This is a genomic window from Methylobacterium sp. J-043, from assembly GCF_022829505.1.
Classification (GTDB): domain Bacteria; phylum Pseudomonadota; class Alphaproteobacteria; order Rhizobiales; family Beijerinckiaceae; genus Methylobacterium; species Methylobacterium extorquens_A.
Genome location: NZ_JAKSYB010000049.1, coordinates 17,084 through 41,630 on the forward strand (window position 1 = coordinate 17,084; position 24,547 = coordinate 41,630).

24 protein-coding genes are annotated in these 24,547 nt (G+C 69.6%); 16 read left to right on the forward strand and 8 right to left on the reverse strand.

Annotated features, from left to right (window positions below; all coding sequences use genetic code 11):
- Positions 1-39 precede the first annotated feature (39 nt).
- The 3 genes from MKK50_RS13265 (at position 40) to MKK50_RS13275 (ending at position 2,680) form a co-directional block, all read left to right on the forward strand.
- The gene (locus MKK50_RS13265) at positions 40-480 is read left to right on the forward strand and encodes a PACE efflux transporter (protein WP_499022882.1); all 441 of its coding nucleotides are present in this window, start codon (positions 40-42) and stop codon (positions 478-480) included.
- Positions 481-557: 77 nt separating this feature from the next.
- Positions 558-1,358: a precorrin-4 C(11)-methyltransferase gene (cobM, locus tag MKK50_RS13270; protein ID WP_499022883.1), complete on the forward strand. Its 801-nt coding sequence runs from the start codon at positions 558-560 to the stop codon at positions 1,356-1,358.
- Complete coding sequence (locus MKK50_RS13275; RefSeq protein ID WP_499022884.1) at positions 1,355-2,680, forward strand: cobyrinic acid a,c-diamide synthase CobB; 1,326 nt, start codon at positions 1,355-1,357, stop codon at positions 2,678-2,680. The genes cobM and MKK50_RS13275 overlap by 4 nt, the downstream gene beginning before the upstream one ends.
- Positions 2,681-2,712: 32 nt before the next feature.
- Here the strand turns inward: MKK50_RS13275 and MKK50_RS13280 are convergent, their stop codons facing one another.
- Entirely contained in the window at positions 2,713-3,138 is a 426-nt protein-coding gene (locus MKK50_RS13280; protein WP_253373910.1) for a helix-turn-helix domain-containing protein, read from the reverse strand.
- A gap of 451 nt (positions 3,139-3,589) precedes the next feature.
- Here MKK50_RS13280 and hmuQ point away from each other — a divergent pair, with 451 nt between their 5' ends.
- On the forward strand, positions 3,590-3,925 hold the full coding sequence (gene hmuQ / locus MKK50_RS13285) for a heme-degrading protein HmuQ (protein WP_499022885.1): 336 nt from the start codon (positions 3,590-3,592) through the stop codon (positions 3,923-3,925).
- 141 nt (positions 3,926-4,066) lie between these two features.
- Here the strand turns inward: hmuQ and MKK50_RS13290 are convergent, their stop codons facing one another.
- Positions 4,067-5,314 (reverse strand): MFS transporter, encoded by a 1,248-nt coding sequence (locus MKK50_RS13290; RefSeq protein ID WP_499022887.1) that lies wholly within the window; start codon positions 5,312-5,314, stop codon positions 4,067-4,069.
- Positions 5,315-5,743: 429 nt separating this feature from the next.
- Between MKK50_RS13290 and MKK50_RS13295 the strand changes: the two genes are divergently transcribed.
- A complete protein-coding gene (locus MKK50_RS13295; protein ID WP_499022889.1) occupies positions 5,744-7,249 on the forward strand; it encodes a sugar transferase in 1,506 nt (501 codons plus the stop codon).
- A gap of 3 nt (positions 7,250-7,252) precedes the next feature.
- On the opposite strand, the gene MKK50_RS13300 is transcribed toward MKK50_RS13295, so the two are convergent.
- On the reverse strand, positions 7,253-7,825 hold the full coding sequence (locus tag MKK50_RS13300) for a Fur family transcriptional regulator (RefSeq protein WP_499022891.1): 573 nt from the start codon (positions 7,823-7,825) through the stop codon (positions 7,253-7,255).
- Positions 7,826-8,043: 218 nt separating this feature from the next.
- On the opposite strand from MKK50_RS13300, the gene MKK50_RS13305 reads away from it, so the two are divergent.
- From MKK50_RS13305 to MKK50_RS13325, 5 genes are all read left to right on the forward strand, one after another.
- The gene (locus MKK50_RS13305; protein WP_003600450.1) at positions 8,044-8,175 is read left to right on the forward strand and encodes a hypothetical protein; all 132 of its coding nucleotides are present in this window, start codon (positions 8,044-8,046) and stop codon (positions 8,173-8,175) included.
- Positions 8,172-9,095 (forward strand): zinc ABC transporter ATP-binding protein AztA, encoded by a 924-nt coding sequence (aztA, locus tag MKK50_RS13310; RefSeq protein WP_499022892.1) that lies wholly within the window; start codon positions 8,172-8,174, stop codon positions 9,093-9,095. The genes MKK50_RS13305 and aztA overlap by 4 nt, the downstream gene beginning before the upstream one ends.
- A complete protein-coding gene (locus MKK50_RS13315; RefSeq protein WP_253373906.1) occupies positions 9,092-9,979 on the forward strand; it encodes a metal ABC transporter permease in 888 nt (295 codons plus the stop codon). Before aztA ends, MKK50_RS13315 begins: the two co-directional genes overlap by 4 nt.
- Positions 9,980-10,541: 562 nt before the next feature.
- A complete protein-coding gene (dnaE, locus tag MKK50_RS13320) occupies positions 10,542-14,063 on the forward strand; it encodes a DNA polymerase III subunit alpha (protein WP_499022894.1) in 3,522 nt (1,173 codons plus the stop codon).
- A gap of 240 nt (positions 14,064-14,303) precedes the next feature.
- Complete coding sequence (locus MKK50_RS13325; protein ID WP_253373904.1) at positions 14,304-15,089, forward strand: lytic murein transglycosylase; 786 nt, start codon at positions 14,304-14,306, stop codon at positions 15,087-15,089.
- A gap of 69 nt (positions 15,090-15,158) precedes the next feature.
- On the opposite strand, the gene MKK50_RS13330 is transcribed toward MKK50_RS13325, so the two are convergent.
- Positions 15,159-15,860, reverse strand: coding sequence for a gamma-glutamylcyclotransferase (locus tag MKK50_RS13330; protein ID WP_499022895.1), 702 nt, complete (start codon positions 15,858-15,860; stop codon positions 15,159-15,161).
- A gap of 44 nt (positions 15,861-15,904) precedes the next feature.
- Positions 15,905-16,297: a hypothetical protein gene (locus tag MKK50_RS13335; RefSeq protein ID WP_499022897.1), complete on the reverse strand. Its 393-nt coding sequence runs from the start codon at positions 16,295-16,297 to the stop codon at positions 15,905-15,907.
- A gap of 130 nt (positions 16,298-16,427) precedes the next feature.
- On the opposite strand from MKK50_RS13335, the gene recO reads away from it, so the two are divergent.
- Positions 16,428-17,168: a DNA repair protein RecO gene (gene recO / locus MKK50_RS13340; RefSeq protein WP_499022898.1), complete on the forward strand. Its 741-nt coding sequence runs from the start codon at positions 16,428-16,430 to the stop codon at positions 17,166-17,168.
- A 121-nt stretch (positions 17,169-17,289) separates the two neighbouring features.
- The gene (gene parC / locus MKK50_RS13345) at positions 17,290-19,536 is read left to right on the forward strand and encodes a DNA topoisomerase IV subunit A (protein ID WP_499022899.1); all 2,247 of its coding nucleotides are present in this window, start codon (positions 17,290-17,292) and stop codon (positions 19,534-19,536) included.
- Between the two features lie 64 nt (positions 19,537-19,600).
- On the opposite strand, the gene infA is transcribed toward parC, so the two are convergent.
- Both infA and MKK50_RS13355 read right to left on the reverse strand, forming a co-directional pair.
- A complete protein-coding gene (infA, locus tag MKK50_RS13350; protein ID WP_003600463.1) occupies positions 19,601-19,876 on the reverse strand; it encodes a translation initiation factor IF-1 in 276 nt (91 codons plus the stop codon).
- Positions 19,877-20,202: 326 nt separating this feature from the next.
- On the reverse strand, positions 20,203-21,315 hold the full coding sequence (locus tag MKK50_RS13355) for a branched-chain amino acid ABC transporter substrate-binding protein (protein WP_499022901.1): 1,113 nt from the start codon (positions 21,313-21,315) through the stop codon (positions 20,203-20,205).
- Between the two features lie 181 nt (positions 21,316-21,496).
- Between MKK50_RS13355 and MKK50_RS13360 the strand changes: the two genes are divergently transcribed.
- From MKK50_RS13360 to MKK50_RS13375, 4 genes are all read left to right on the forward strand, one after another.
- Positions 21,497-21,820: an XdhC family protein gene (locus MKK50_RS13360; RefSeq protein WP_499022905.1), complete on the forward strand. Its 324-nt coding sequence runs from the start codon at positions 21,497-21,499 to the stop codon at positions 21,818-21,820.
- Positions 21,821-21,887: 67 nt separating this feature from the next.
- Positions 21,888-22,604, forward strand: a complete 717-nt coding sequence (locus tag MKK50_RS13365; RefSeq protein ID WP_499022906.1) for an XdhC family protein — start codon at positions 21,888-21,890, stop codon at positions 22,602-22,604.
- A 4-nt stretch (positions 22,605-22,608) separates the two neighbouring features.
- Positions 22,609-23,619 carry a molybdopterin-binding protein gene (locus tag MKK50_RS13370; protein WP_499022908.1) on the forward strand — a complete coding sequence of 337 codons (1,011 nt, stop codon included), beginning with the start codon at positions 22,609-22,611 and terminating at the stop codon, positions 23,617-23,619.
- The gene (locus tag MKK50_RS13375) at positions 23,606-24,199 is read left to right on the forward strand and encodes a nucleotidyltransferase family protein (protein WP_499022909.1); all 594 of its coding nucleotides are present in this window, start codon (positions 23,606-23,608) and stop codon (positions 24,197-24,199) included. Before MKK50_RS13370 ends, MKK50_RS13375 begins: the two co-directional genes overlap by 14 nt.
- Here the strand turns inward: MKK50_RS13375 and MKK50_RS13380 are convergent.
- Positions 24,196-24,366: a DUF2256 domain-containing protein gene (locus MKK50_RS13380; RefSeq protein WP_253373894.1), complete on the reverse strand. Its 171-nt coding sequence runs from the start codon at positions 24,364-24,366 to the stop codon at positions 24,196-24,198. The genes MKK50_RS13375 and MKK50_RS13380 overlap by 4 nt on opposite strands.
- Positions 24,367-24,547 lie beyond the last annotated feature (181 nt).

Genomic DNA, 24,547 nt, shown 5'->3' on the forward strand with positions numbered 1-24,547 from the left:
AGAAGGCGGCGGACCAACCCAGATCGTCCGAGCCAAACCATGCGCACCACACGCGACCGTATCCGCCACGCCCTCCTGTTCGAGGCGTTCGGCCTTGCGCTCATCATCCCGTTCGGCACCGTGCTGTTCGGGCTGCACGCCTCCGACATGGGGGTGATCGGTGTGGGCAGCGCCATCACCGCGGCCGCGTGGAACTACGTCTACAATCTCGGCTTCGATCGAGCGATGCAGCGGTGGACCGGGCACACGCGCAAGAGCCTCGTTCTGCGGGTGGGGCACGCCGTACTGTTCGAAGCGGGGCTGCTCCTGATCCTGCTGCCGCCGATCGCTTGGTATCTCGGCATCAGCCTCGGCCAGGCCTTCGTCATGGATCTCGCGATCGCCGCCTTCTATGTGGCCTACGCCTTCGTCTTCAATCTGGCCTACGATCGGGCCTTCCCGCTGCCGGGCTGGGGCGAGGCCGCGGCGGCGTCCCGCTGAGCGGCTCCTCGGTCCCTTGCGGCGACCTCGATCATCGTCTCTCCCCAACGGCCGGTCCGATGCTGTAAGCGGGCGTCATGACCGTCCATTTCATCGGCGCCGGGCCGGGTGCTGCCGACCTCATCACCGTGCGCGGCCGCGACCGGATCGCCGCCTGCCCCGTCTGCCTCTATGCGGGCTCGCTGGTGGCGCCTGAGATCCTGTCGTGGTGCCCGGACGGCGCGCGCATCGTCGACACCGCGCCGCTCGATCTCGAAGCGATCATGGATGAGATCGGGCGCGCGCACGCCGCCGGCCAGGATGTGGCGCGGCTGCATTCCGGCGATCTCTCGGTCTGGAGCGCGCTGGCCGAGCAGACCCGCCGGCTCGACGCGCTTTGCATTCCCTACACCGTCACGCCGGGCGTTCCCTCGTTCGCCGCCGCCGCCGCCCTGCTGCGGCGCGAACTGACGGTGCCGGGTCTGACGCAATCGGTGGTGCTCACCCGCACCTCGGGCCGGGCGAGTCCGATGCCGGAGCGCGAACAGCTCTCCGCCTTCGCGGCCACCGGGGCGACGCTCGCGCTTCACCTCTCGATCCACGTGGTCGAGCCGACCTGCGCCGACCTCGTCCCGTTCTACGGAGCGGATTGCCCGGCGGCGGTGGTGTTCCGCGCGACTTGGCCCGACGAGCGGGTGCTGACCGGGACGCTGGCCACCCTCCCCGAGCAGGTGCGTGCGGAAAACATCGAGCGCACCGCGCTGATCCTGGTGGGGCCGGCGCTCGACCCATCGGACTTCCGCGAGAGCGCGCTCTACGCCCCCGATTACGACCGCCGCTTCCGCCCCCGCGGTGCGGTCGGCGTACGCGGCACACCGTCGAGCGAGGCCGCATCATGACCCCCGCTCCCGGCCTCCTCGTCGCGGCGCCGCGCTCCGGCTCCGGCAAGACCACGGTGACGCTCGCGCTGATGCGGGCTCTGCGCCGCCGCGGCGTGGCGATCCGCGGCGCGAAATGCGGGCCGGACTACATCGATCCCGCCTTCCACGAGGCGGCGACGGGCCTGCCCAGCCTCAACCTCGACAGCTTCGCCATGCCGGACGCGCTACTCGATGCCTGCGCGGGCCTGAGCGCGCTTGAGGCCGATCTCGTCGTGGCCGAGGGCTCGATGGGCCTGCATGACGGCATCGTCGCGGGCGAAGGCCGCACGGGCGCCAATGCCGACATCGCCGCGCGTTACGGCTGGCCGGTCGTCCTCGTGCTCGACGTGTCGGGGGCCGCGCAATCGGCGGCGGCCGTGGCGCTCGGCTGCGCGGCCTACGATTCGCGGATCCGGATCGCGGGCGTGATCCTCAACAAGGTCGCGAGCCCACGCCACCGCCGCCTGGTCGAGGCGGGGCTGTCGCGGGTGGGGCTGCCGGTGCTCGGCGCCTTCCCGCGCGAGGCGAATCTCGTCCTGCCCGAACGCCATCTCGGCCTCGTCCAGGCCGGCGAGACCGCCGACCTTCACGCCCGCCTCGACCGGCTCGCCGACCTCGCGGAAACCTCCCTCGACCTCGACGCGATTCTGGCCGTGGCCGGCGGGCACGCCCCCGTCGCCACCGAGGGCCTGCCGAGGCCGCCGGCGCAGCGGATCGCGGTGGCGCGGGACGCCGCCTTCTCGTTCCTCTATCCGCACATGCTGGCTGGCTGGCGCGCGGCCGGGGCCGAGATCGTGCCGTTCTCGCCGCTGGCCGACGAGGCGCCGGGGGCCGACTGCGACGCCTGCTGGCTGCCCGGCGGCTACCCCGAGCTGCATGCGGGCCGGCTCGCGGCGGCAGGCCATTTCCTCGGCGGCCTACGGGACTTCGCGCAGACCCGGCCGGTCCACGGAGAGTGCGGCGGCTACATGGTTCTGGGCGAGAGCCTGGAGGATGCGGACGGGCTCACCCATCCGATGTGCGGCCTGCTGCCGGTCGCGACCTCGTACCGGCGGCGCAAGCTCCATCTCGGCTACCGCGTCGCGCATCTCCTCGACGACGGGCTGCTCGGCATCGCCGGCACGCGCCTCGTCGGGCACGAATTCCATTACGCGAGCGAACTCACGCCCGCGCCGGGGGACGATCTCGCACTCGCGCGGGTGACGGATGCGGAAGGGGTGCCGCTCGGCCTCGCCGGCCACCGCCGGGGCCGTGTCACGGGCAGCTTCTTCCACCTGATCGCCGGAACGGCGGACACGTGACGCGGGCCGGCGGCGATGCCGGCCCGACGCCTTCAGCTCGGACGCGTCTCGACGGCGTCGACGACTTCCGGGTCCTTCTTGCGGCCGAGGCGGGCGGCGCTGCGCACGATCGCCAGAACCTCGCGGCGCATCTGATCGTCCTCGATCGTCGCGAAGGCGCGCAGCAGATCGACGGCCCCGTGCGCGCGCAGGAAGCCGAACACCTCCGTCTGTTCCTGGGCGGCGGCGCCGTCGCCTTCCTCGAAGAAGGCGGAGACCGGAACTTCGAGCAGACGGGCGATCTCGCGCAGGCGCCCGGCGCCGACGCGGTTCTGGCCCTTCTCGTATTTCTGGACCTGCTGGAAGGTCACACCCACCGCGGTCCCGAGTGCGGTCTGGCTCAGTCCGCGCGCCTTGCGCAGCGCGGTGATCCGGAGCCCGACGAGGCGGTCGACATCGGTTGTCTGTTTCGGCATCATCTTACGGCACGGTCCCTGTTCGATGTCGCGGACCGACCCAAGGACCTCAGGTCGGCAGCGCTTGAGCCTCAGCCAGCGTCTTCGGGCATCTCGAAACGCTTCTACTACCGGAACAGGTCAGGCAGATGCGTTTTGGATGCCCTCGTATCGCAGGGTTTTAGCCTAGCCGCAGCATCACCATGAAGTGCATACACAATGCAAGAGCCTACCTGTTTTCGGATGAAAGTTTTCAGTTTTCCGGCAAGTTTACGTTCATCAGCCGTTCCTGAGGCCAAACCGGCAACTCCGTCCGGAGTTTGGTAGGATTTCACACGAATGCGCTGATGCGGGACCATCCGTACCCTGGTCGGCGCGGATGGTCCCGCCTCAGGCTACGAGCCGAACTACGTAGAGTTATCATCTGCGGGGGGTCGCATTGAGGCCTGCTCGCCCAGATCGGGAGCGTCACGGCATGTTCATCGCAATGAACCGGTTCAAGGTCGTCAAGGAATCGGCAGAGGACTTCGAGCAGGTTTGGCTCGGACGCGACAGTCACCTCGGCGAGATGGAAGGCTTCGTGGAGTTCCATATGCTCAAGGGGCCGGAGGCCGAGGACCACATCCTCTACGCCTCGCACACGGTCTGGCGCTCGCGCGCCGATTTCGAGTCGTGGACCCGCTCGGAACAGTTCCGCAAGGCGCATGGCCGGGTGCCCGGCACTAAGCCGCTCTATCTCGGCCACCCGCAATTCGAGGGCTTCGAGTCGATCCAGACCCTCGCTCGTCCGCAGAACGAGCAGGCCGCCTAACCGCCATCCCGAGCGCCTCGTCCCGGAGATCGGATCCGGGGCGAGGCGCTCATTCGTTGCCCTCGTCCGGTGTGAGGAAAATCGACCGGGGGCGTTGCGAGGCGATGCTCCGGGCGGATGCGCACTCGCCCGGCCGTGATCCTACCGCAGCCGCGGCAGGAACACCGCCATCAGCCCGAGTGCGGGGAGGAAGGCGCAGAGATCGTAGACCCGCTCGATGCCGACATGATCGGCCATTTCCCCGAGCAGCGCGGCGCCGAGGCCGCCCATGCCGAAGGCGAAGCCGAAGAACAGGCCGCCGACGAGCCCGATCCGCCCCGGCAATAAGTCCTGTGCATAGACGAGGATCGCCGGCATAGCGGAGGCCAGAATCAGTCCGATCGGCACCGAGAGGGCCACCGTCCAGAACAGATTCACGTGCGGCAGGGCGAGCGAGAACGGCAGCACCCCGAGAATCGAGAGCCAGATCACGAGCTTGCGCCCGAAGCGGTCCCCAATGGGTCCACCGAGAATCGTGCCCGCCGCCACCGCACCGAGGAAGACGAACAGGTAGACCTGCGCGAGTGCCACCGGCACGCCGAAACGGTGGATCAAGTAGAACGTGTAATAGGAAGAAAAACTCGCCATGTAGAAGTATTTGGAGAAGACCAGTCCCAGCAGGATCGCGATCGTCGCGACGATCCGCGCGCGGTTGAGGCGGCCGGATGCGGCACCCGTGCCGTTCCGGGCCGTTCGCGGCGTCGCGGCGAGCCGCTGCGCGTACCAGCGGCCGACCGTACCGAGCACGAGGATGCCGGCGAGCGCGGCGAGGCAGAACCACGCGACGCTGCCCTGGCCATGCGGCACCACGATGAAAGCCGCGAGCAATGGCCCGAGCGCCGTGCCGGCATTGCCGCCGACCTGGAAGACCGATTGCGCCAGACCGTAGCGGCCGCCCGAGGCGAGCCGCGCCACCCGGCTCGCCTCGGGATGGAAGATGGCGGAGCCGAGCCCGATCAGCGCCGCGGCGGCGAGCAGGGCGCCGTAGACCGAGGCCACCGACAGAAGGGCGAGCCCGGCCAGGGACAGCACCATGCCGGCAGCCAGCGAGTAGGGCAGCGGACGCCGGTCTGTGTAGAGACCGACGCCCGGTTGAAGCAGCGAAGCCGTCCCCTGGAACACGAAGGTGATGAGGCCGATCTGCCCGAAATCGAGGTGGAAGCCCGCCTTGAGCAGGGGATAGAGCGCCGGCAGAAGCGACTGCACGAGATCGTTGAGGAGGTGCGAGAGGCTGAGGCCGAGGAGCACCGCCAGGGCCGGGGAGGCCTGTGCGCGCGCCTGGGCCGGCGCCGTCACCGCGACCTCGGGCGAGCCGGGCAATCCTGGATTCTCAATCGCTTCGGCTCTCATGCCGCACTCCGTCCGGACGGCAGTCCGCAGTGCTGACCGGACGGCCCTTCCGCATTGATTTGTTCAAAAAATAAGTGCTGATCTTTCAAGGCCTCGCAGCGCGATGCCACCGATTCCCTCGTAGAAAACCCGTCTTTCGTTCCACATCGGCCGCCGATCGTATCCAGGGGATCGATTGGGGGCCGTTCCGCGTTCGGCCCGCACACCGTGACGGGACCGGCCTTCCGGAGAATCGGTCCAAGGATCGGTCATCCGGAAGGCCGAGCTTTCGTTCGTCGGTTCGTATGTCAGTCCCGTTTGGCCCGAGCAACGGCACCGGCACGCATCCGGTGCGCGGCTTGCGCGGGGAGCCGCAGAACCGGGCGCGGCGACCGAAAACGTCCCGCGTCGGGACACTTCAAAGCCCCAGGGCAGTACAACGCGGGACACATGTTTCACGAGCGCCCCCCTCAGCAGTACCAGCGGCTGCCCGATGATGGGGTGAGCCGCTCCGTCTGGGCCTCGCTTCTGCCGCGTCGGCGGCGCATGGCCCTACGCGTGGGCATCTCGGCCTCGCTGCTTGCGGCCGATCTCGTGGCGATCTTCGCGGTCGGCTTCGCGGTGGATGCGACCTACCACGCCTATCTCGGCGACGGGGAACTGATCCCGCTCGCCAACAGCATGAACCTTCAGACGGCCGGCTTCCTGTCCCTGATCGTCGTGCTGACCAACCTCGCCCGCGGCGAGTACAGCATCGAGCGCTGCCTGTCGCAGACGCCGCATCTGCAGCGCCGGGCGACGCTCTGGCTCATGGCCTGGGCCGTCGCCCTGCTGATCGGCTTCGCGACGAAGACGACACAGGACTTCTCCCGCGTCGCCTCGGTCGCCTTCTTCCTCGCCGGCTTGCCGGTCACGATCCTCGTCCGCGCGGCGACGGTGGCGCTGGTGCGCCGCAGCAGCACCTCCGGCTCGCCCTCCGCCAGCCGGGTCCACCTCGTCGGCTACGAGGAGGATGTGACGAACTTCTACGCCAACAACGATGTCGAGGCGCTGGGATTGCGCATCGTCGGGACGAGCTACCTGCGCCGCCCCGAGCCCACATCCGGCATGGGGAACGCGGAGACCTTGCTCGCCGAGGATCTCGACCTCGCGGTCTCGGTGGTGCGGTTCCTGCGGCCCGACGACGTGTTCGTGCTGGTGCCGTGGTCGGAGCCCGCCGACATCGAGCGCTGCATCGATGCCTTCCTGCGGGTGCCGGCCGCCCTGCATCTGCGGCCCGGCACGATGATGGACCGCTTCCCCGATCTGCAGGTCGCCCGGGTCGGCCGGCTCTCGGGCATCAATATCGGCCGACGTCCGCTCTCGGTCGGCGAGATCCTGCTCAAGCGCGCCTGCGACGTGACGCTGGCCGGGATCGGGCTGCTGATGCTCGCGCCCCTGTTCATCGCGCTCGCGGTCCTGATCAAGCTCGACAGTCCCGGACCGGTCTTCTTCCGGCAGCGGCGCTACGGCTTCAACCAAGAGGCCTTCGGCGTCTTCAAGTTCCGTAGCATGAAGGCCGCCCCCGACGCCCCCTTCCGGCAGGCCTCGCGCAACGACGATCGCATCACCCGCGTCGGCGCCCTGCTGCGCCGGACCAATCTCGACGAGCTGCCGCAGCTCCTGAACGTGATCCGGGGCGACATGTCGCTCGTCGGCCCCCGGCCGCACGCCCTGGCGCATGACCGCAGCTTCGAGCGCCGCATCGCGCTCTACGCCCGCCGCCACAACGTGAAGCCGGGCATCACCGGTTGGGCGCAGGTGAACGGCTTTCGCGGCGAGACCTCGACCGACGCCGCGATGGAGAACCGCGTCCAGGCCGACCTGCACTACATCGACAACTGGTCGCTCTGGCTCGACATCACGATCCTGTTCCGGACGATCGCCTCGCCGCGCGCCTACCGCAACGCGTGCTGATCGCTACGCGCGACCCGCCTCGTCCGGCAACGCGTCGCCGCGCCCGCGACAGGCGCCGCACTCCCCCTCGACCTCTAGAATCCGGCTCGTCGGGGTGAAGCCGGCCCCAGCCAGCGTCTGGTCGAGAGCGCTCTCGACGGCCGGGGCGGTCATCTCGTCGATGCCGCCGCAGGTGCGGCAGATCAGGAAGACGAGGCCCGCCCCCGCGCCGTGCTCGTGCCCGCACGAGACGAAGGCGTTGCGGCTGGAGATGCGGTGGACCAAGCCCTGCTCGGTGAGGAAATCGAGCGCGCGATAGACCGACACCGCCGCGACCCGGCGCCCGGGGGCGCTCATCCGCTCGGCGATGTCGTAGGCACCCAGCGGCTTGTGCTCCGCCGCCACCGCCGCGAGCACGTCCCGCCGCAGACGCGTGAACTGCAAGGCGCGCGCCTGGCAGAGCCGCTCAGCCCGCTCGATCACGTCCTCGACCGAGACGGCAGGCCCGCCGCAGCCGGATGCGCCATGACCGTGATGGTCATGCGCGTGCCCGTCCCCGTCGCCCTGGCCGTGCTCCTGCTGCGCGTGACCGCGCATCCCGACCTCCCCGGTCTCGGCGCCCGGTGTCGCCGCTTATCGTTGCCGCTCGTCTCGACACTCGGCACGGGCCGATTGAACTCGGCCCATGTTACAGTGTATCAGCCCGTCCAAGATAGGCGTCCGGCCGCAATCGGGCAACGAGGCGGGCAACGGCACGGGCTACATCATCCCGGCCTCCGCGACACCGCCCGCGCCGGTCCATCCTCGGAGATCCCATGACCCGTGCCGGCGGGACCGTCCGCCTCCCGCGCCGCTCGCTGTTCCGCAGCGGGGTCGGCCCTCGTCTCGCGGCCGCCCTCATCCTGTCGAGCCTGCTCTGGGCCGTGATCCTGTGGGCCAAATCGTGAGCGGCGAGGCGGTGCGCGCAGGCGCCATCCGGTTCCGGGGCCTGACGCTCGGCTACGACCGGCATCCGGCGGTTCACCATCTCGACGGCACCATCGCGCCCGGCGACCTGCTCGCCGTGGTCGGACCGAACGGCGCCGGCAAGTCGACCCTGCTGAAGGGCATCGTCGGCGAGATCCGCCCGCTCGACGGGAGCGTCGAGGCGGGGCCGCGCTCCGGCGCCATCGCCTACCTGCCGCAGGCCGCCGAGATCGATCGCAGCTTCCCCTTGAGCGTTCTCGACCTCGTGGCGATGGGGCTGTGGCGCCCGCTCGGCGCGTGGCGCAGCCTCACTCGCCAGCGCAGCCGCCTGATCGAGGCGCTCGCGGCGGTCGGGCTCAACGGCTTCGAGGACCGACCGATCGGCACCCTCTCCGGCGGGCAGTTCCAGCGCGCCCTGTTCGCCCGGCTGATCCTGCAGGACGCGCGGATCATCCTGCTCGACGAGCCCTTCACGGGCATCGACGAGCGCACCACCGCCGACCTGCTCACCCTGATCCGCGGCTGGCACCGCGAGGGCCGGACCGTGGTCGCAGCCCTGCACGACCTCGGTCAGGTGCGCGCGCATTTCGCCTCGACCCTCGTTCTGGCCCGCCGTCCCATCGCCTGGGGGCCGACGCGCGAGGTGCTGACGCCGCCGGTGCTGGCCCGGGCGCTGCGCCTATCGGAAGCCTGGGACGAGGCGGCCGCGATCTGCCGCCATGACGCACACGAGCATGACGCGCACGAGGCGCATCATGGGACGGAGCACGGCGGCTCCGCGGAGTCGCAGGCTCCGGGGCACAGCCACAGCCACGATCATCACGAGCACGGCCATCATGATCACGAGCACGGCCATCATGATCACGACCATGGCCGCGCGCATCACGGGGCCGTCTCGTGACGCTTGCCGATCTGCTTGATTTCCTGATCGGCCCCTTCGTCGAGTTCGGCTTCATGCGCCGGGCGCTCGCCGGGTGCCTCGCCCTGTCGCTGTCGGCGCCGCCGCTCGGCGTCTTCCTGATGCTGCGCCGGATGAGCCTGATGAGCGAGGCGATGAGCCACGCCATCCTGCCCGGCGCCGCCGCGGGTTTCCTCGTCGCCGGGCTGTCGCTGCCGGCGATGACGCTGGGCGGGCTCGTGGCCGGACTCGCGGTGGCTTTGGCCGCCGGGCTCGTCACCCGCTCGACCGTGCTGAAGGAGGATGCGAGTCTGGCCGCCTTCTACCTGATCTCGCTGGCGGGCGGGGTGTTCCTCGTGTCGCTACGCGGCTCGCAGGTCGATCTGCTGCACATCCTTTTCGGCACCGTGCTGGCGCTCGACGACGACGCGCTCACGCTGCTCGGCGGTATCAGTAGCCTCACGCTGGTCGCGCTCGCCCTGCTCTACCGCCCGCTGGTGATCGAGTGCGTCGATCCGCTGTTCCTGCGCACCGTCAGCCGCGCCGGCGGCCCTGTGCACTCGGCCTTCCTCGCGCTGGTGGTGGTCAACCTCGTCGGCGGGTTCCAGGCGCTCGGCACGCTGCTGGCGGTCGGCCTGATGCTGCTGCCGGCGATCACCGCCCGGTTCTGGGCCGCCGACCTGTCGGGCCTGATCCCCGTGGCGATGCTGGTCTCGATGCTCTCCAGCGTGACCGGTCTGCTCGTCTCCTACCATGCCGGCATCCGGCTCCCGACCGGGCCGGCGATCGTGCTGGCAGCGGGCGCGCTCTACCTCGTCTCGATGCTGGTCGGCCCCCGTGGCGGCCTGCTCCACCGCCTCGTACGGCGGCGTCACTTGGAGGCGTGAGGCGAATCGCGCAGCGAACCGATGCGTGAGGGCGCCTGAAGGGCCCATTCGCCGATGGCCACCGTGGCGCCGGCAACACATCGTTCACCATTCCATCGCGTCGTTCGGTCCCGAGGCTTTACACAGAACAAAACAGGAACAAAGATCACTCCATCAACAGGGAGTGAAAGCGATGACCAAGCGTGTGCTCTTCACCAGCCTCGTCGAGTTCACCGCCTTTGGCCTGCTCTTCGGAGCGGTCGCGCTCTGGGCGGTAGCCTTGGCGCCGATCCATTAAGCGATCCTATTTCGTTCTCGGAGGCCGCAGTTCATGCACAGGAATATTTTCCGAACTCGAAACAGTCAAATCCTGCAGTAAAACCCACGACATCTCCAATCGGTACAGCCGCTTAGCAGGGGATCCTTTGAGGCTCAGCGAGGAGGCGTAAATTGATGCGCCTTACTATCGGCAACCTTGAAGCCATTGTGCCAAGCCGTCGGTTCGTTAGCGCTTTAATCGACCCTTAGGAGTGGACTCCGGATCCTGCCCGACCCGGAGCTTGGCTGGTCGAAACGAGTCCTCATGACGCGCGTGCTGAAGGAGGTCGGCTTCGTCCACCTCCATGTCCACTCGTCCTACTCGCTGCTCGAAGGCGGCGTGAAGGCGGGCGATCTCGTCAAGGCGGCCGCGGCCGACCGGCAGCCCGCGCTCGCGCTCACCGACACTAACAACCTGTTCGGGGCGCTGGAATTCTCCGAATACGCCGCCAAGGCCGGAATCCAGCCGATCGCCGGCCTCCAGCTCACGGTCTGCTTCGAGGCGCCGGACCCGATGGCGCGGATGCCGCAGGCCGGCTGCGCCAACATCGTACTGCTCGCCCAGGACGAGACCGGCTACGGCAACCTCCTGCGGCTCGGCAGCCGGGCCCATTTCGACGGTCCGCTCGGCGCCGCGCCCAACCTCGCCGTGTCGGCACTCGAGGGCAACGTCGAGGGCCTGATCGGCCTGACCGGCGGGCTCACGGGGCCGCTCGACACCAGCCTGCGCGCCGGCCGCGCCGATCAGGCCGCGCGCCGCCTGGAAATCCTGAAGGGGGCGTTCGGCGAGGAGCGCCTCTACGTCGAGATCCAGCGCCACGGCCTCGACGACGAACGCGCGGTCGAGCGCGAATTGCTGCGGCTCGCCGACACGAACGGCCTCGGCATCGTCGCGACCAACGAGCCGTTCTTCGCCAAGCCCGGCGATTACGACGCCCACGACGCGCTGCTCGCCATCGCCGAGGGCCGCCTCGTCTCCGACGAGCGCCGTCGCCGGCTCACCCCGCGCCACGCCTTCACCACGCGCGCCGCGATGATGGAGCTGTTCCGCGATCTGCCGGACGCGCTCGCGGCCTCCGTCGAGATCGCCATGCGCTGCGCCGTCCGGGCGCGCACCCGCAAACCCATCCTGCCGAACTTCGCCAGCGTCGCCGCGGGCGAGGCCCCGCCCATGGCCGAGGTGCTGGCCGAGGCCGCCGAGGCGCCGGTTCAGGCGGTGGCCGCCGACGAGCCGACCGAGTTGTGCCGTCAGGCCGAGGCCGGTCTGGAGCTGCGCTTGAAGCAGCACGGCACCGCGCCGGGTTTTTCCGAGGAGGATTACCGCGCGCGGCTGAAGTTTGAGCTCGACGTCATCGTCAAGATGAAGTTCCCGGGCTACTTCCTGATCGTCTCGGACTTCATCAAGTGGGCCAAGGACCACGACATCCCCGTCGGACCCGGCCGCGGCTCGGGCGCGGGCTCCCTGGTGGCGTGGTCGCTCCTCATCACCGATCTCGATCCGCTTCGGTTCGGCCTGCTGTTCGAGCGCTTCCTCAATCCTGAGCGCGTCTCGATGCCGGACTTCGACATCGACTTCTGCGTCGAGGGCCGCGAGCGGGTGATCCGCTACGTGCAGCAGCGCTACGGCGAGCGGCAGGTCGGGCAGATCATCACCTTCGGTACGCTGCTCGCCCGCGGCGTGCTGCGCGACGTCGGCCGCGTGCTGGAAATGCCCTACGGGCAGGTCGACAAGCTGACCAAGCTCGTGCCGCAGAACCCGGCCAACCCCGTGACCCTGGCCCAGGCGATCGAGGGCGAGCCGAAGCTCCAGCAGGCGATCGAGGAGGAGCCGATCGTCGCCCGCCTCGTCGAGATCTCGAAGAAGCTCGAAGGCCTGCACCGCCACGCCTCGACCCACGCCGCCGGCGTGGTGATCGGCGACCGGCCCCTCGAAGAGCTGGTGCCGCTCTATCGAGACCCGAAGACGGGCATGCGGGTGACCCAGTTCAACATGAAGTGGGTCGAGCAAGCCGGCTTGGTGAAGTTCGACTTCCTCGGCCTCAAGACCCTGACGATGCTGCGGTGCTGCACCGACCTCTTGAAGCAGCGCGGCATCGAGGTCGATCTCGCCCAGATCCCCCTGGATGACAAAAAGACTTACGAGCCGATGGGGCGCGGCGAGACCGTTGCGGTGTTCCAGGTGGAATCCGCCGGCATGCGCAAGGCGCTCTGCGAGATGCAGGCCGACCGCCTGGAGGACATCATCGCCCTGGTGGCGCTCTACCGGCCGGGCCCGATGGCCAACATCCCGGTCTATTGCGAGCGCAAGCTCGGGCGCGACGCCGGCAACGAGGCCTCTTGGTACTCGCACCCGATGCTGGAGCCGATCCTGAAGGAGACCTTCGGGATCATCGTCTACCAAGAGCAGGTGATGGAGGTCGCCAAGGTTCTGGCCGGCTACACCCTGGGCGAGGCCGACATGCTCCGCCGCGCCATGGGCAAGAAGATCAAGGCGGAGATGGACGCCCAGCGCGACCGCTTCGTGAAGGGCTGCCTCGACAGCGGAATCGCGCAGGCGAAGGCCAACGAGATCTTCGACCTGCTCGCGAAGTTCGCGGATTACGGCTTCAACAAGTCCCACGCGGCGGCCTACGCGCTGGTGACCTACCAGACCGCCTATCTCAAGGCGAACCATCCGGTCGAGTTCCTGGCCGCGGCCATGACGCTCGACATCGACAACACCGACAAGCTCGCTGAATTCCGCCAGGACGCGCAGCGCCTGAAGATCACCGTCGAGCCGCCCTCGGTGAACACCTCCGGCGTGGTGTTCGACGTGGATAAGGGGCGCATCCTCTACGCGCTCGCCGCGATCAAGGGCGTCGGCCGCGCTGCGGTGGAATCGATCGTCGCCGCCCGCGGCGACACACCGTTCAAGGACCTCGCCTGTTTCGCCCGGCGCTTGAACCCGCGCCACGTCAACAAGCGCACGCTGGAGAACCTGATCGCAGCCGGGGCGCTGGATTGCATCGAGCCGGACCGGGCGCGGGCCTGGGCCGCGGTCGAGCCGATGATGAAGATGGCCCAGGGCGCGGCCGAGGCCGAGACCTCCGGCATCACCGACATGTTCGGCGGCGTCGCCTCGGTGGATGTGGCGTTGCGCATCCCAGCCCACGAGTTCTGGACCCACACCGACAAGCTGAAGCGCGAATGCGACGCCATCGGCTTCTTCCTCTCGGGCCATCCGCTCGACGAGTACGGACCGATCCTCGAAAAGCTGCGGGTCCAGTCCTGGGCCGATTTCTGCCGGGGGGTGCGGGCGGGCACGGCCAGCGTGGGCCGCATCGCCGCCTCGGTGCTCGACCGCTCGGAGCGGCGCACCAAGAGCGGCAACAAGCTCGGCATCGTCATCCTCTCGGACCAGACCGGGCATTTCGAGGCGATCATCTTCTCCGAGGGGCTCAACCAGTACCGCGACATCCTCGAACCCGGCCGGCCGCTGGTGCTGACGATCCAGGCCAACCTGGAGGGTGAGGACGTGCGCGCCCGCATCACCACCGCCGAGCCGCTCGATCAGGCCGCCGCCCGCCACCAGAAGGGCATGCGCATCTTCCTGCGCGACGACCGCGCCTTGAGTTCGGTGCAGCAGCGCCTGACCCTGCGCGGCGAGGGCGAGGTCTCGCTGATCCTCATCCTCGACGGCGGCGAGCGCGAGGTCGAGGTGCGCCTGAAGGACCGCTATCAGGCGACCCCGCAGGTCGCGGGTGCGCTGCGCGCCGTGCCGGGGGTGGTTCAGGTCGAGGTGAACTGAGCGGGCCGCCCCCTTCATCCGCCGGTAACCAATCCGATCACGTCTGCAAGATAGTGGCGTTGCAGCACCTTTCGTGCCTCACCGCCGCCACAGCTCGGTGATTCTGCCAAGGTATGGTTCGGCCAAGCATGCGATGCCGGGCGTGCGTTCCCGTGGGTGGAACACACCCGGCTCCGCGTGCGGCCGAAGCCCTGTGATTGCCGCGGCGCCGCGTGTGGCCGCCGCCTGATGGAGTGTGGGATGACCGGACACGGTTTGAGACTGGTGGCGGTTGCCGCCCTGATGGGGCTGGCCGGCACGGCGCAGGCGGCGCAGTGCGGCAACAGCGCCGCCGGCTTCGAGGCCTGGAAGGACGAGTTCGCCGCCGAGGCCAAGGGCCGGGCGAGCCCGGCCTCCCTCGCGGCGCTCGCCAACACCTCCTACTCCACCGCGACCATCTCGGCCGATCGCGGCCAGAAGAGCTTCAAGCTCTCCCTCGACCAGTTTCTGGCCAAGCGCGGCGGCAACGTCATCGTCTCCCGCGGGCGCACCCTCAAGGCTCAGAACGCGGCGCTCTTCGCCTCGATCGAGCAGCGCTACGGCGTGCCGCCGGGCCCGCTTCTGGCGATCTGGGGCATGGAGACCGGCTTCGGCGCGGTGAAGGGCAACGTCAACACTCTCTCGGCGGTGGCGACGCTGGCCTACGATTGCCGCCGCTCGGCCTACTTCACCGATCAGCTCTACGCAGCGCTCAAGCTCGTCGACAGCGGCGTGCTCACCTCCGCCACCCGCGGTGCGGCCCACGGCGAGGTCGGCCACACCCAGTTCCTGCCGAAGAACGTCCTGACCTACGGCGTCGGCGGCAGCCTCGACAGCGCGCCGGTCGCACTGAACTCCACCGCCAACTTCCTGAAGGGTCACGGCTGGCAGCGCGGCGCGGGCTACCAGCCCGGCGAGCCGAACTTCGCCGCGATCCAGGGCTGGAACGCCGCCGGCGTCTACCAGCGCGCCATCGCGCTCCTCGGCGCCCGGATCGACGGGCAGTAATCTTCCGTCACTGCGAGCGGAGCGAAGCCGTCCACGGCGCGGCCCTTTCCGGAAAGGTCGCGCCCTGGATCACTTCGGCGGGCAGACTGTCCGCCTCGCCCGCAGGCGCTCGGCCACGAGCGCCTGGAGCGACCACAGGTGACGGTCGTAGATGCCGAGCCGGGCGCAGGCTTCCACGGTGCGGAACAGATACTCGGCGCTCGGGCCCAGATGGCCGCAGGCCGCGGCGATCTTGTCCGCGATCTCGGTGTCGGAGAGGCGGCCGGTGTAGCGGTCGCTCTGCCGGTTCACCATGAAGGTCAGCGCCGTGACCGGCCCGGTCTCCGTCTCGACGGTGACCCAGCGGCCCTCGTAGCCCTTGCCCTTCATCTCCCGCCGCCAGACCGGCATCAGGATGCCATGCGGGTCGGCCTCGTCCAGGCGGAAGGCGACGCCGCGGCAGATCCCGCCCCGGTCGAGCCCCAGCACCAAGCCCGGATTCTCCGGCGTGCCGCGAAACCGCCGCTGCAACAGGCAGAACCGGCGATGCCAGCCCCGCAGGGTGCCGAGCCGCTGCTCGGTAAAGGCGAATTCCGGGTTCCACAGCAGCGAGCCATAGGCGAACACCCATAGCCCGCCCTCGGGTGCGGCGCGACGGGTCAGCATCTCCGCGAGTTCGGGCGCGAGGTCGGCGTCGGAGAGCAGCGTCAGCGCGGTCTCATCGTCCGGGACGGTCTCGGGATGGGCACGGGCGATGAGGTCGAGGGAGAGCGACAGGGAACGAGAGGCCATCGGGCCGGAACGGACCATTTTTGGGCGCGCGTGCGCAACCCCCTTCAGCCCCCCGGCGTGTCCAGCTCCGAAAACGGCTCGCTGCGATGCCCCTCGCAGGTCTCCTCCTCGTCCCGCAGGACGGTGAGCGCCCCGGCCTCCTCCCGCACCACCAGCTTGGGCCGTTCCGGCTTGCCGAAGGTGCGTCCGCTCATCCGGGTCGAGATGCAGTAAAGCTGGCGCCCGCCATCCTCGAACGGGCCGGCGATCCGGCTATGCGCGAACCGCACCGGGATCAGTGAGACCGAACCGAACGCGACCTGATTGCGCGCCAACGCGGCGATCCGCTCGCGGACCGTGCCGGTGGAGGCCGACGGCGGGGGCGGAGCGGCGGTCGCGGTGCAGCCGCCGACCGCGAAGGCTATCGCCAGCATCACCCCGCCGCGCCGCCCGACCATCGCCAAATCTCCCGTTGCGGGAAAAGCGTAGCGGTTTCGAGCAGGGCGCGAAACGGGGCAATCGTCCGTAAGGGACAGGCCTCCCGCTCACCATGCTCCCATGCAGCGAAAAAGCGACTATCTGTCTCCCATGCAATGGATCGACGATGGCCTGGTGATCGGCCTGCGCAAGCACGGCGAGACCGGGGTCGTGCTCGAACTGATGACGCCGGAGCACGGGCGCCATCTTGGGCTCGTCCATGGCGGGCGCTCGCGGCGGATGCAGCCGATGCTCCAGCCCGGCAACACGCTCCGCGCGACATGGCGGGCGCGGCTCGACGGGGCGCTCGGCTCCTACGTGGTCGAGCCGCTGACCCTGAACGCCTCGCGGCTGATGGATTCGGGCCTCGCGCTCTACGGGGTCACGCATCTCTCGGCGCTGCTGCGGCTTCTGCCCGAACGCGACCCGCATCCGGCGCTCTACGCGGCGGCGCAGATCCTGCTCACTCATCTCGACGATCCCGAGATCGCCCCCGCGCTGATGGTGCGGTTCGAACTGGCGCTGCTCGCGGGGCTCGGCTTCGGCCTCGACCTGTCGCATTGCGCGGCCACGGGCGCCAACGACGCCCTGGTCTACGTGTCCCCGAAGAGCGGGCGCGCGGTCAGCGCCTCGGCGGGCGAGCCCTATCGTGACCGCCTGCTGGCTCTGCCGCCCTTCCTGCGCGACCGCGACCAGCCCGGCAGCGGCTGGCGCACACCCGACGTGCATGACGTTCGGGAGGGGTTTACCTTGACGGGGTATTTCCTCGAACAGCATGTCTGGCGCCCGCGGGCACAGGCGACGCCGGAGGAACGCGCACGATTCGTCGCACTCGGCACTGGCCAGAGTTGACTGTGTTCGTGTTATGTTCCGGCGCATTTCGAGAGGCGCCGTACCCCGTCGGGACGGGGAGCGGTGGCGGACGTCGACGCAGGGTCGGCGTCCGGACTGAACTGACGATGTGGAGTGAGTGATGGGCCAGCCCGTCCTGCCGCCGCCGAGCGACGGCATCGAGAGCGTCGAGCTGAAGACGGCGCTGGAGGAGCGCTACTATGCCTATGCGCTCTCCACGATCATGCAGCGCGCGCTGCCCGATGCCCGCGACGGCCTGAAGCCGGTGCACCGGCGCATCCTCTACGGCATGCGCCTCCTGCGGCTCGACCCCACCTCGGCGTTCAAGAAGTGCGCGAAGATCGTCGGCGACGTGATGGGTGACTTCCACCCGCACGGCGACCAAGCGATTTACGACGCGCTGGTGCGCCTCTCCCAGGACTTCGCCCAGCGCTACCCGCTGGTCGATGGCCAGGGGAACTTCGGCAACATCGACGGCGACGGTCCGGCGGCCTACCGCTACACCGAGGCGCGGCTCACGGAAGTCGCCCGCCTGCTGCTCGACGGGATCGACGAGGACACGGTCGATTTCCGCGCCTCCTACAACGGCGAGAAGGAGGAGCCGATCGTCCTACCGGCGGCCTTCCCGAACCTGCTCGCCAACGGCAGCCAGGGCATCGCGGTCGGCATGGCGACCTCGATCCCCCCGCACAACGCCGCCGAACTCTGCGACGCGGCGCTCTACCTGATCCAGAACCGCGAGGCGACCTCCGAGCAGCTCTGCACCTTCGTGCAGGGGCCGGACTTCCCCACCGGCGGCATCCTGATCGATACGCCCGAGACCATCCGCGAGGCCTACCGCACCGGTCGCGGGGGTTTTCGCGTGCGGGCCCGCTGGGCCAAGGAGGATCTCGGCCGCGGCACCTGGAACATCGTCGTCACCGAGATTCCCTACGGCGTGCCGAAGGCGCGGCTGATCGAAAAGCTCGCCGACCTGCTTCAGGAGAAGAAACTGCCGCTGCTCGCCGACGTGCGCGACGAATCGGCGGAGGATGTGCGCGTCGTGCTGGAGCCGCGCTCGCGCTCGGTCGATCCGGTGATGCTGATGGAATCGCTGTTCCGGCTCTCCGAGCTGGAATCGCGGATTCCGCTGAACCTCAACGTGCTCGTCGGCGGCGTCGTGCCCCGCGTCATCGGTCTCGCCGAATGCCTGCGCGAATGGGTCGATCACCGCCGCGTCGTGCTCCAGCGCCGGTCGAGCTACCGCCTCGGCCAGATCGAGCGCCGCCTCGAAATCCTCGGCGGCCTGCTCATCGTCTATCTCGACCTCGACGAGGTGATCCGCATCATCCGCGAGGAGGACGAGCCGAAGGCCGCGCTGATGGCCCGGTTCGAACTCACCGAGGTCCAGGCCAACGCGATCCTCGACACCCGCCTGCGCTCCCTGCGCAAGCTCGAAGAGATGGAGCTGAAGCGCGAGTTCGAGGCGCTGACCGCGGAGAAGGAGGGGATCGAGGGATTGCTGGCCTCCGAGAAGCTTCAGTGGACGGAGATCACCAAGCAGATCCGCGCGGTGAAGAAGACGTTCGGGCCCGAGACCAAGCTGGGCCGCCGCCGCACCACTCTGGAAAATCCGCCCGATACCGCCGGGATCGACTTCACCGCCGCCATGGTCGAGCGCGAGCCAATCACGGTGATCCTGTCCGAGAAGGGCTGGATCCGCGCGCTCAAGGGGCACGTCGCCGACCTGTCGGCAGTGACCTTCAAAGGCGACGACAGCCTGAAGGTCTCTTTCCTTAGTGAGACCACAGCAAAAATCCTGCTGCTCGCCTCGAACGGCAAGGTCTTCACTCTGGAAGCCTCGAAGCTGCCCGGCGGGCGCGGCTTCGGCGATCCGGTGCGGCTGATGGTCGATCTCGACGATGGCACCGAGATCGTCGCGGCCTTGCCCTACAAGCCGGAGAGTAAGCTGCTCGTCGCCGGCTCGGACGGGCGCGGCTTCATCGCCCCCTCCGACGCGCTGGTCGCCAACACCCGCAAGGGCAAGGCGATCCTCGGCCTCGACGAGGGGACGCGCGCGGTGCTGCTGGTGCCGGCCGAGGGCGATCACATCGCCGTCTGCTCGTCCGACAAGCTGATGTTGGTTTTCCCGGCCTCCGAAGTGACGGAACTCGGCCGCGGCAAAGGCGTGCGCCTGCAGCGCTGCCGCCAGAGCCAGCTCGCGGATGCCTGCGTCTTCACCCTGGCGGAAGGCCTGCCCTGGCGCGACGGCTCGGGTCAGGCGCGGCTCTATCAGGTGGCGATGCTGGAGAAGTTCATGGGCCACCGCTCCGACGCGGGCGCCCTAATGACCCGCAGCTTCCCGAAATTCGAGCGGTTCGGGAAGTAGGTTTTCGGGACTCTCGGGCGGTGCCCTGTGGGGCGCCGCTCGGCAGCTTGGTGGTCCGGCGCCTTTAACGGCGACGGAACTGCTGGCCGCCGCGCTGGGGCGGACGCGGACCGGAGCGCTCGTCCTTGTGACGGAACACGAGGCGGCCCTTCTCCAGATCGTAGGGGGACATCTCGACGGTGACGCGGTCGCCGGCCAGAGTCTTGATGCGGTTCTTCTTCATCTTGCCGGCCGTGTAGGCGACGATCTCGTGCCCCTGGTCGAGCTGCACGCGGTAGCGCGCGTCCGGCAGGATCTCGACGACCAAGCCGTCGAACTGCATCAATTCCTCTTTTGCCATACATCTATCTCCGGCCGGGCTGCCTGCACGGGGCGCTCCGGCAAAATCAAAATCGGTCTGTCGTGCGAAACGCGCGGCGCTGCGGGTCCGATCCGCTCGGGACGAGAGGCGTCAGCGATGCCGGGCGTCGGGTGCCTTTCGCGAAACTCCCGGATCGGGGAGTCCTCCCTCCGGCCGGACGAGCGGCACGACGGGTGTTTCGCGAAGGGCACCAATCCTGCGACTTAAGCGTCGGAGGCGCTTTGTGCAAGAATATCCGCCACGCGATGAGCGCCGAACCTCGACGCCGAGTGGAATTTCGTAGCCTCCACCGCCTCGTGACGGTCTCAAGGCGAGACTTCGTTGCCGGCGAAGTCGAGCCGCCCGTCGGGAAGCCGGCGCCACGCGTGGACCGAGAACGGCGGCTTCACGAGATCGCCGCCCGCGTCGAACGCCACCTCGCCGAGCACCGTGCGCAGAGAGGCGCCGCCATGGAGGTGAGCCGCGACCTTGGCCGGCTCGACCGAGCGCGCCCCCTCGATCCCCTGCCGCACGACCTCGACCGCTGCGTAGGCCGGGCCGGCGAACATCTCGGCCTCCGGATTTCGCGGCGTTCTCGTGCCCCTCGGCTCGGGCAGGCGGGGCGGGGTGGACGCCACCGTCATCAGCGTGCCTTCGGCGCCGGGGACCTGCGAAAAGTCCCGGTCGAGCAGCCCGTCGCTGCCGATCACGGTGGTCGTGAGACCGGCCTCGCGCATCGCCCGGATCAGCGCTCCGGCCGGAGCGGACAGGCCGCCGAAATAGATCGCCTCGATCCCGAGTGCCCGCAGCTTGGCCACGAGCGCCGCGATCTCGCGATCGTCGCGGGAGACGCCCTCGAACAGGCGCTCTCCCCCGCCGCGGGTCTTGAGGGCGCGAACGGCCTCGTCCGCGAGCCCGCGGCCGAAGCTGGTCTTGTCGTGGACGATGGCGACCGGCTTGCCGCGGAACCGCTCGGCGAGCAGCGTGCCGCCGAGCGCACCCTGCTGCGCGTCGCTGCCCGAGAGCCGGAACATCAGGCTGGCGCCCCGGCGCGTCAGCGGAGCCCAGGTCGCGCCGGGCGTGACCGTGACGATGCCGGCCTCCTCGTAGACCGGACTCGCCGCGGCGGCCGCGCCCGAGGTGAGCGGGCCGATGACGAAGCGCACGCCGCTGCCGGCGAACTTGCGGGCGACCGCCACCGCCTGTTTCGGATCGGCGGCGTCGTCCTGCACCACGAGTTGGAGCTTGCGCCCCAGCACCCCGCCTGCGCGGTTGATCTCGGCGACCGCCTGCTCGACGCCGAGCCGCGCCCCCTGGCCGAAGCCGGCATCCGGCCCACTCAACGGCGCGGCGAGCCCGATCTTCAGCGGCTCGGCGGCGCTGGCGGGACCTGCGAGGGTGAGGGCGAGAAGGGTTGCCAACGCGCTCCGCTTCGCCACACCGAGCTCCCGTCCGGCCAATGGAAAATCCCCAAACCTTGATGAAGTCTGCCCCGTGGGCTGGCAAGCGCCACCGTTGGCCGCATTGCGGAACGGGCCGGCAGGCCTACCTCTCTTGCCTACCTCTCCCGTGACGGGACGGTCGGGGGCGGCGGAACCGGCATATCAGGACGTGAACCCCATGCTCTCCACCGAGGACGACATCCTGCGCGCCGCCGAGGGCTGGCGGCGCGAGGGGCGCGCGGTCGCGCTCGCCACCGTGATCGAGACCTGGGGCTCGGCGCCCCGCCCGGTCGGCAGCCATCTCGTCATCGACGGCGACAGCCGCTTCCTCGGCTCGGTCTCCGGCGGCTGTGTCGAGGGCGAGGTCATCACCGAGGCCCTCGACGTGATCGAGGACGGGCGCGCCCGCACCCTGGAATTCGGCGTCGCCGACGAGACCGCGTGGCGGGCCGGCCTCTCCTGCGGCGGCCGCATCCGCGTCTTCGTCGAACGCATCGACTGATTTTTTGTCAAACCTCCGCCGCTCCCATCGCGAGCGGCGGCCCGTCTCGCATCGAGCGACCCATTCCATGCGCCTCGACACCCTGTCGGCCCTCAACGCGGAGCGCGCGGCGCGCCGCCCGGTCCTGATCGTCACCGATCCCGAGGACGGCGGCCAGCGCCTCGTGCGCGCCGCCGAGATCGACGCCGACCCGCTTGGGCCCCTCCTGCGCGAGCGCCTGCGCAGCGGGCGCAGCGGCCTCGGCGAAGGGCCGGACGGGCGCCCGGTCTTCGTCGCCGTCCACGCCCCGCCGGTGCGCTTCGTCGTCGTCGGCGCCGTGCACATCTCCCAGGCGCTGGTACCGCTCGCCGCCCAACTCGGCCTCGACCTCACGGTGATCGATCCGCGCACCGCCTTCGCCAGCCCGGAGCGCTTTCCCGGTGTGCGCCTGATCGCCGAATGGCCGGACAAGGCACTCGAAGAGATCGGGCCGCTCGACGCCTACACGGCGTTGGCCGCGCTGACCCACGATCCCAAGATCGACGATCCCGCCCTCGTCGCGGCCCTGCGGGCGGACTGCGCCTATATCGGCGCGCTGGGCTCGCGAAAGACCCATGCCCGGCGCATCGAGAGGTTGAAGGAGGCGGGCTTCGACGAGGCGGCAATCGGCCGGATCCACGCGCCGATCGGGCTCGACATCGGCGCCGTCTCGCCTGCCGAGATCGCGCTGTCGATCCTCGCCCAGGTCGTCGCGACCCTGCGCCAGGATCGCATCAAAGCCCCCGACGCGGCGGCGGGACGCTGAACCCATGCAGTTCGGACCCGTCGCGACCCGCGACAGCGCGGGGCTCATCGCCGCCCATACCGTGCGCGCCGATGGCGCCAGCCTGAAGAAGGGCCGGCCGATCCTCGCCGAGGAGGCCCTGCGCCTTGCCGAATCTGGAATCCCCGAGATTCTGGCCGTCCGGCTCGATCCCGGCGATGTCGGCGAGGATGCTGCGGCGGCCCGCCTCGCCGGGCATCTCGCCGGGGAGGGCCTGCGCGCCGAGCCGCCGTTCACCGGGCGCTGCAACCTGTTCGCGCAAGCCGCAGGCCTGTTCGTGGTCGAGCCGGCTGGGATCGACGCCGTCAATGCCGTGGACGAGGCGATCACGGTGGCGACCCTGCCGGCCTTCCGGCCGGTCGCCGCAGGCGAGATGGTCGCCACGGTGAAGATCATCCCCTACGCCGTCGCCGCCGCCCCGCTGGAGCGTGCGCTCGCCGCCGCCGCCGCGCCGCCGATGCGGCTCGCGCCCTATCGTCTCGCGCGGGTCGGGGTCGTTTCGACGCTGCTGCCCGGCCTGAAGACGGCAACCGTCGCCAAGACCTTGCGCGTGCTGGCCGAGCGACTGACACCGACGGGTGCGCGGATCGTCGCCGAGACCCGCGTGCGGCATGAGGCCGGCGCGGTCGCGGGCGCCATCGCCGGGGCGGTGGCGGAGGGGGCGGAGTTGGTCGTGGTGTTCGGTGCCTCGGCCATCGCCGACCGGCGCGACGTGATCCCCGCCGGGCTGGAAGCGGCGGGCGGCCGGGTCGAGCAGTTCGGCATGCCGGTCGATCCCGGCAACCTGCTGCTGCTCGGCGCTCTCGGCGCCGTGCCGGTGATCGGTGCGCCGGGCTGCGCCCGCTCGCCAAAGGAGAACGGCTTCGACTTCGTCCTGCACCGCCTGCTCGCGGGCCTCGCGGTGACGCGGGCCGACATCGTGCGCCTCGGCGTCGGCGGCCTGCTCACCGAGATACCGCTGCGCGGCCAGCCGAGGTCGGGCGGTGACGGGGTCTGAGCCGCGCATCGGCGCGGTGATCCTCGCCGCCGGCCTCGGCTCCCGCTTCGGGGGGGGCGCGAAGATGCTCGCGCCCTATGCCGGCCGCCCGATGGTGCGCCGCGCCGCCGAAGCCGCCCTGGCCTCGCGCGCCGGCCCCGTCGTCGCAGTGCTCGGCGCCCATGCCGCGGCGGTGAGGGCTGCGCTCGCCGGCCTGGACCTGAGGCTCATCGAGAACCCTGCCCCCGCCGACGGCCTCTCGGCCTCGCTGCGGATCGGGCTCGCGGCTCTGCCACCGGACACCGAGGCGGCGGTGGTGGTGCTCGGCGACATGCCGCGGATCGGGCCGGCGCATATCGATGCGCTGATCGCGGCCTATGCCGGCGCGACGCCGCGTCCCTCCGCCGTGGTGCCGGTGAGCGAGGGGCGCCGGGGCAACCCGGTTCTGCTCGACCTTGACCGCCTCGGTGCCGACCTCGCCGCACTGACCGGCGACAACGGTGCCGGGCCGATCCTGAAGCGGCGCAGCGACGTGCTGGAACTGCCGGCCGATCCGGCGGTGATCTTCGACGTCGACACCCCGGAGGCCCTGGGGGACTAAGTCTTCGGCTCTTTGCGCGCCTCGCGCTTCGCCTCCGTCCGGCAGCGGTCGGAGCAGTAGCGCACCTCGTCCCAGACCCGCTCCCACTTCTTGCGCCACGCGAAGGGGCGGCCGCACTGGGCGCAGATCTTTTGAGGGAGATCGCCCTTACGGCGCATCGGCGGCATTGGCTGGAGCATCGTCCCGAAAGGTGGCCACCGGCTTTCTGAAGAAGATGATGCAAAAACAAAAGGCGAGAGCATCGTCCTGGATCCGATATCTAGGACGATGCTCTCGGGGCAAAACCCAATCAGGTTGACCGTGGGAAGGGCAGCTGAGGGTGGTGAGCGGCCTTCGCCGCTGCGGCCG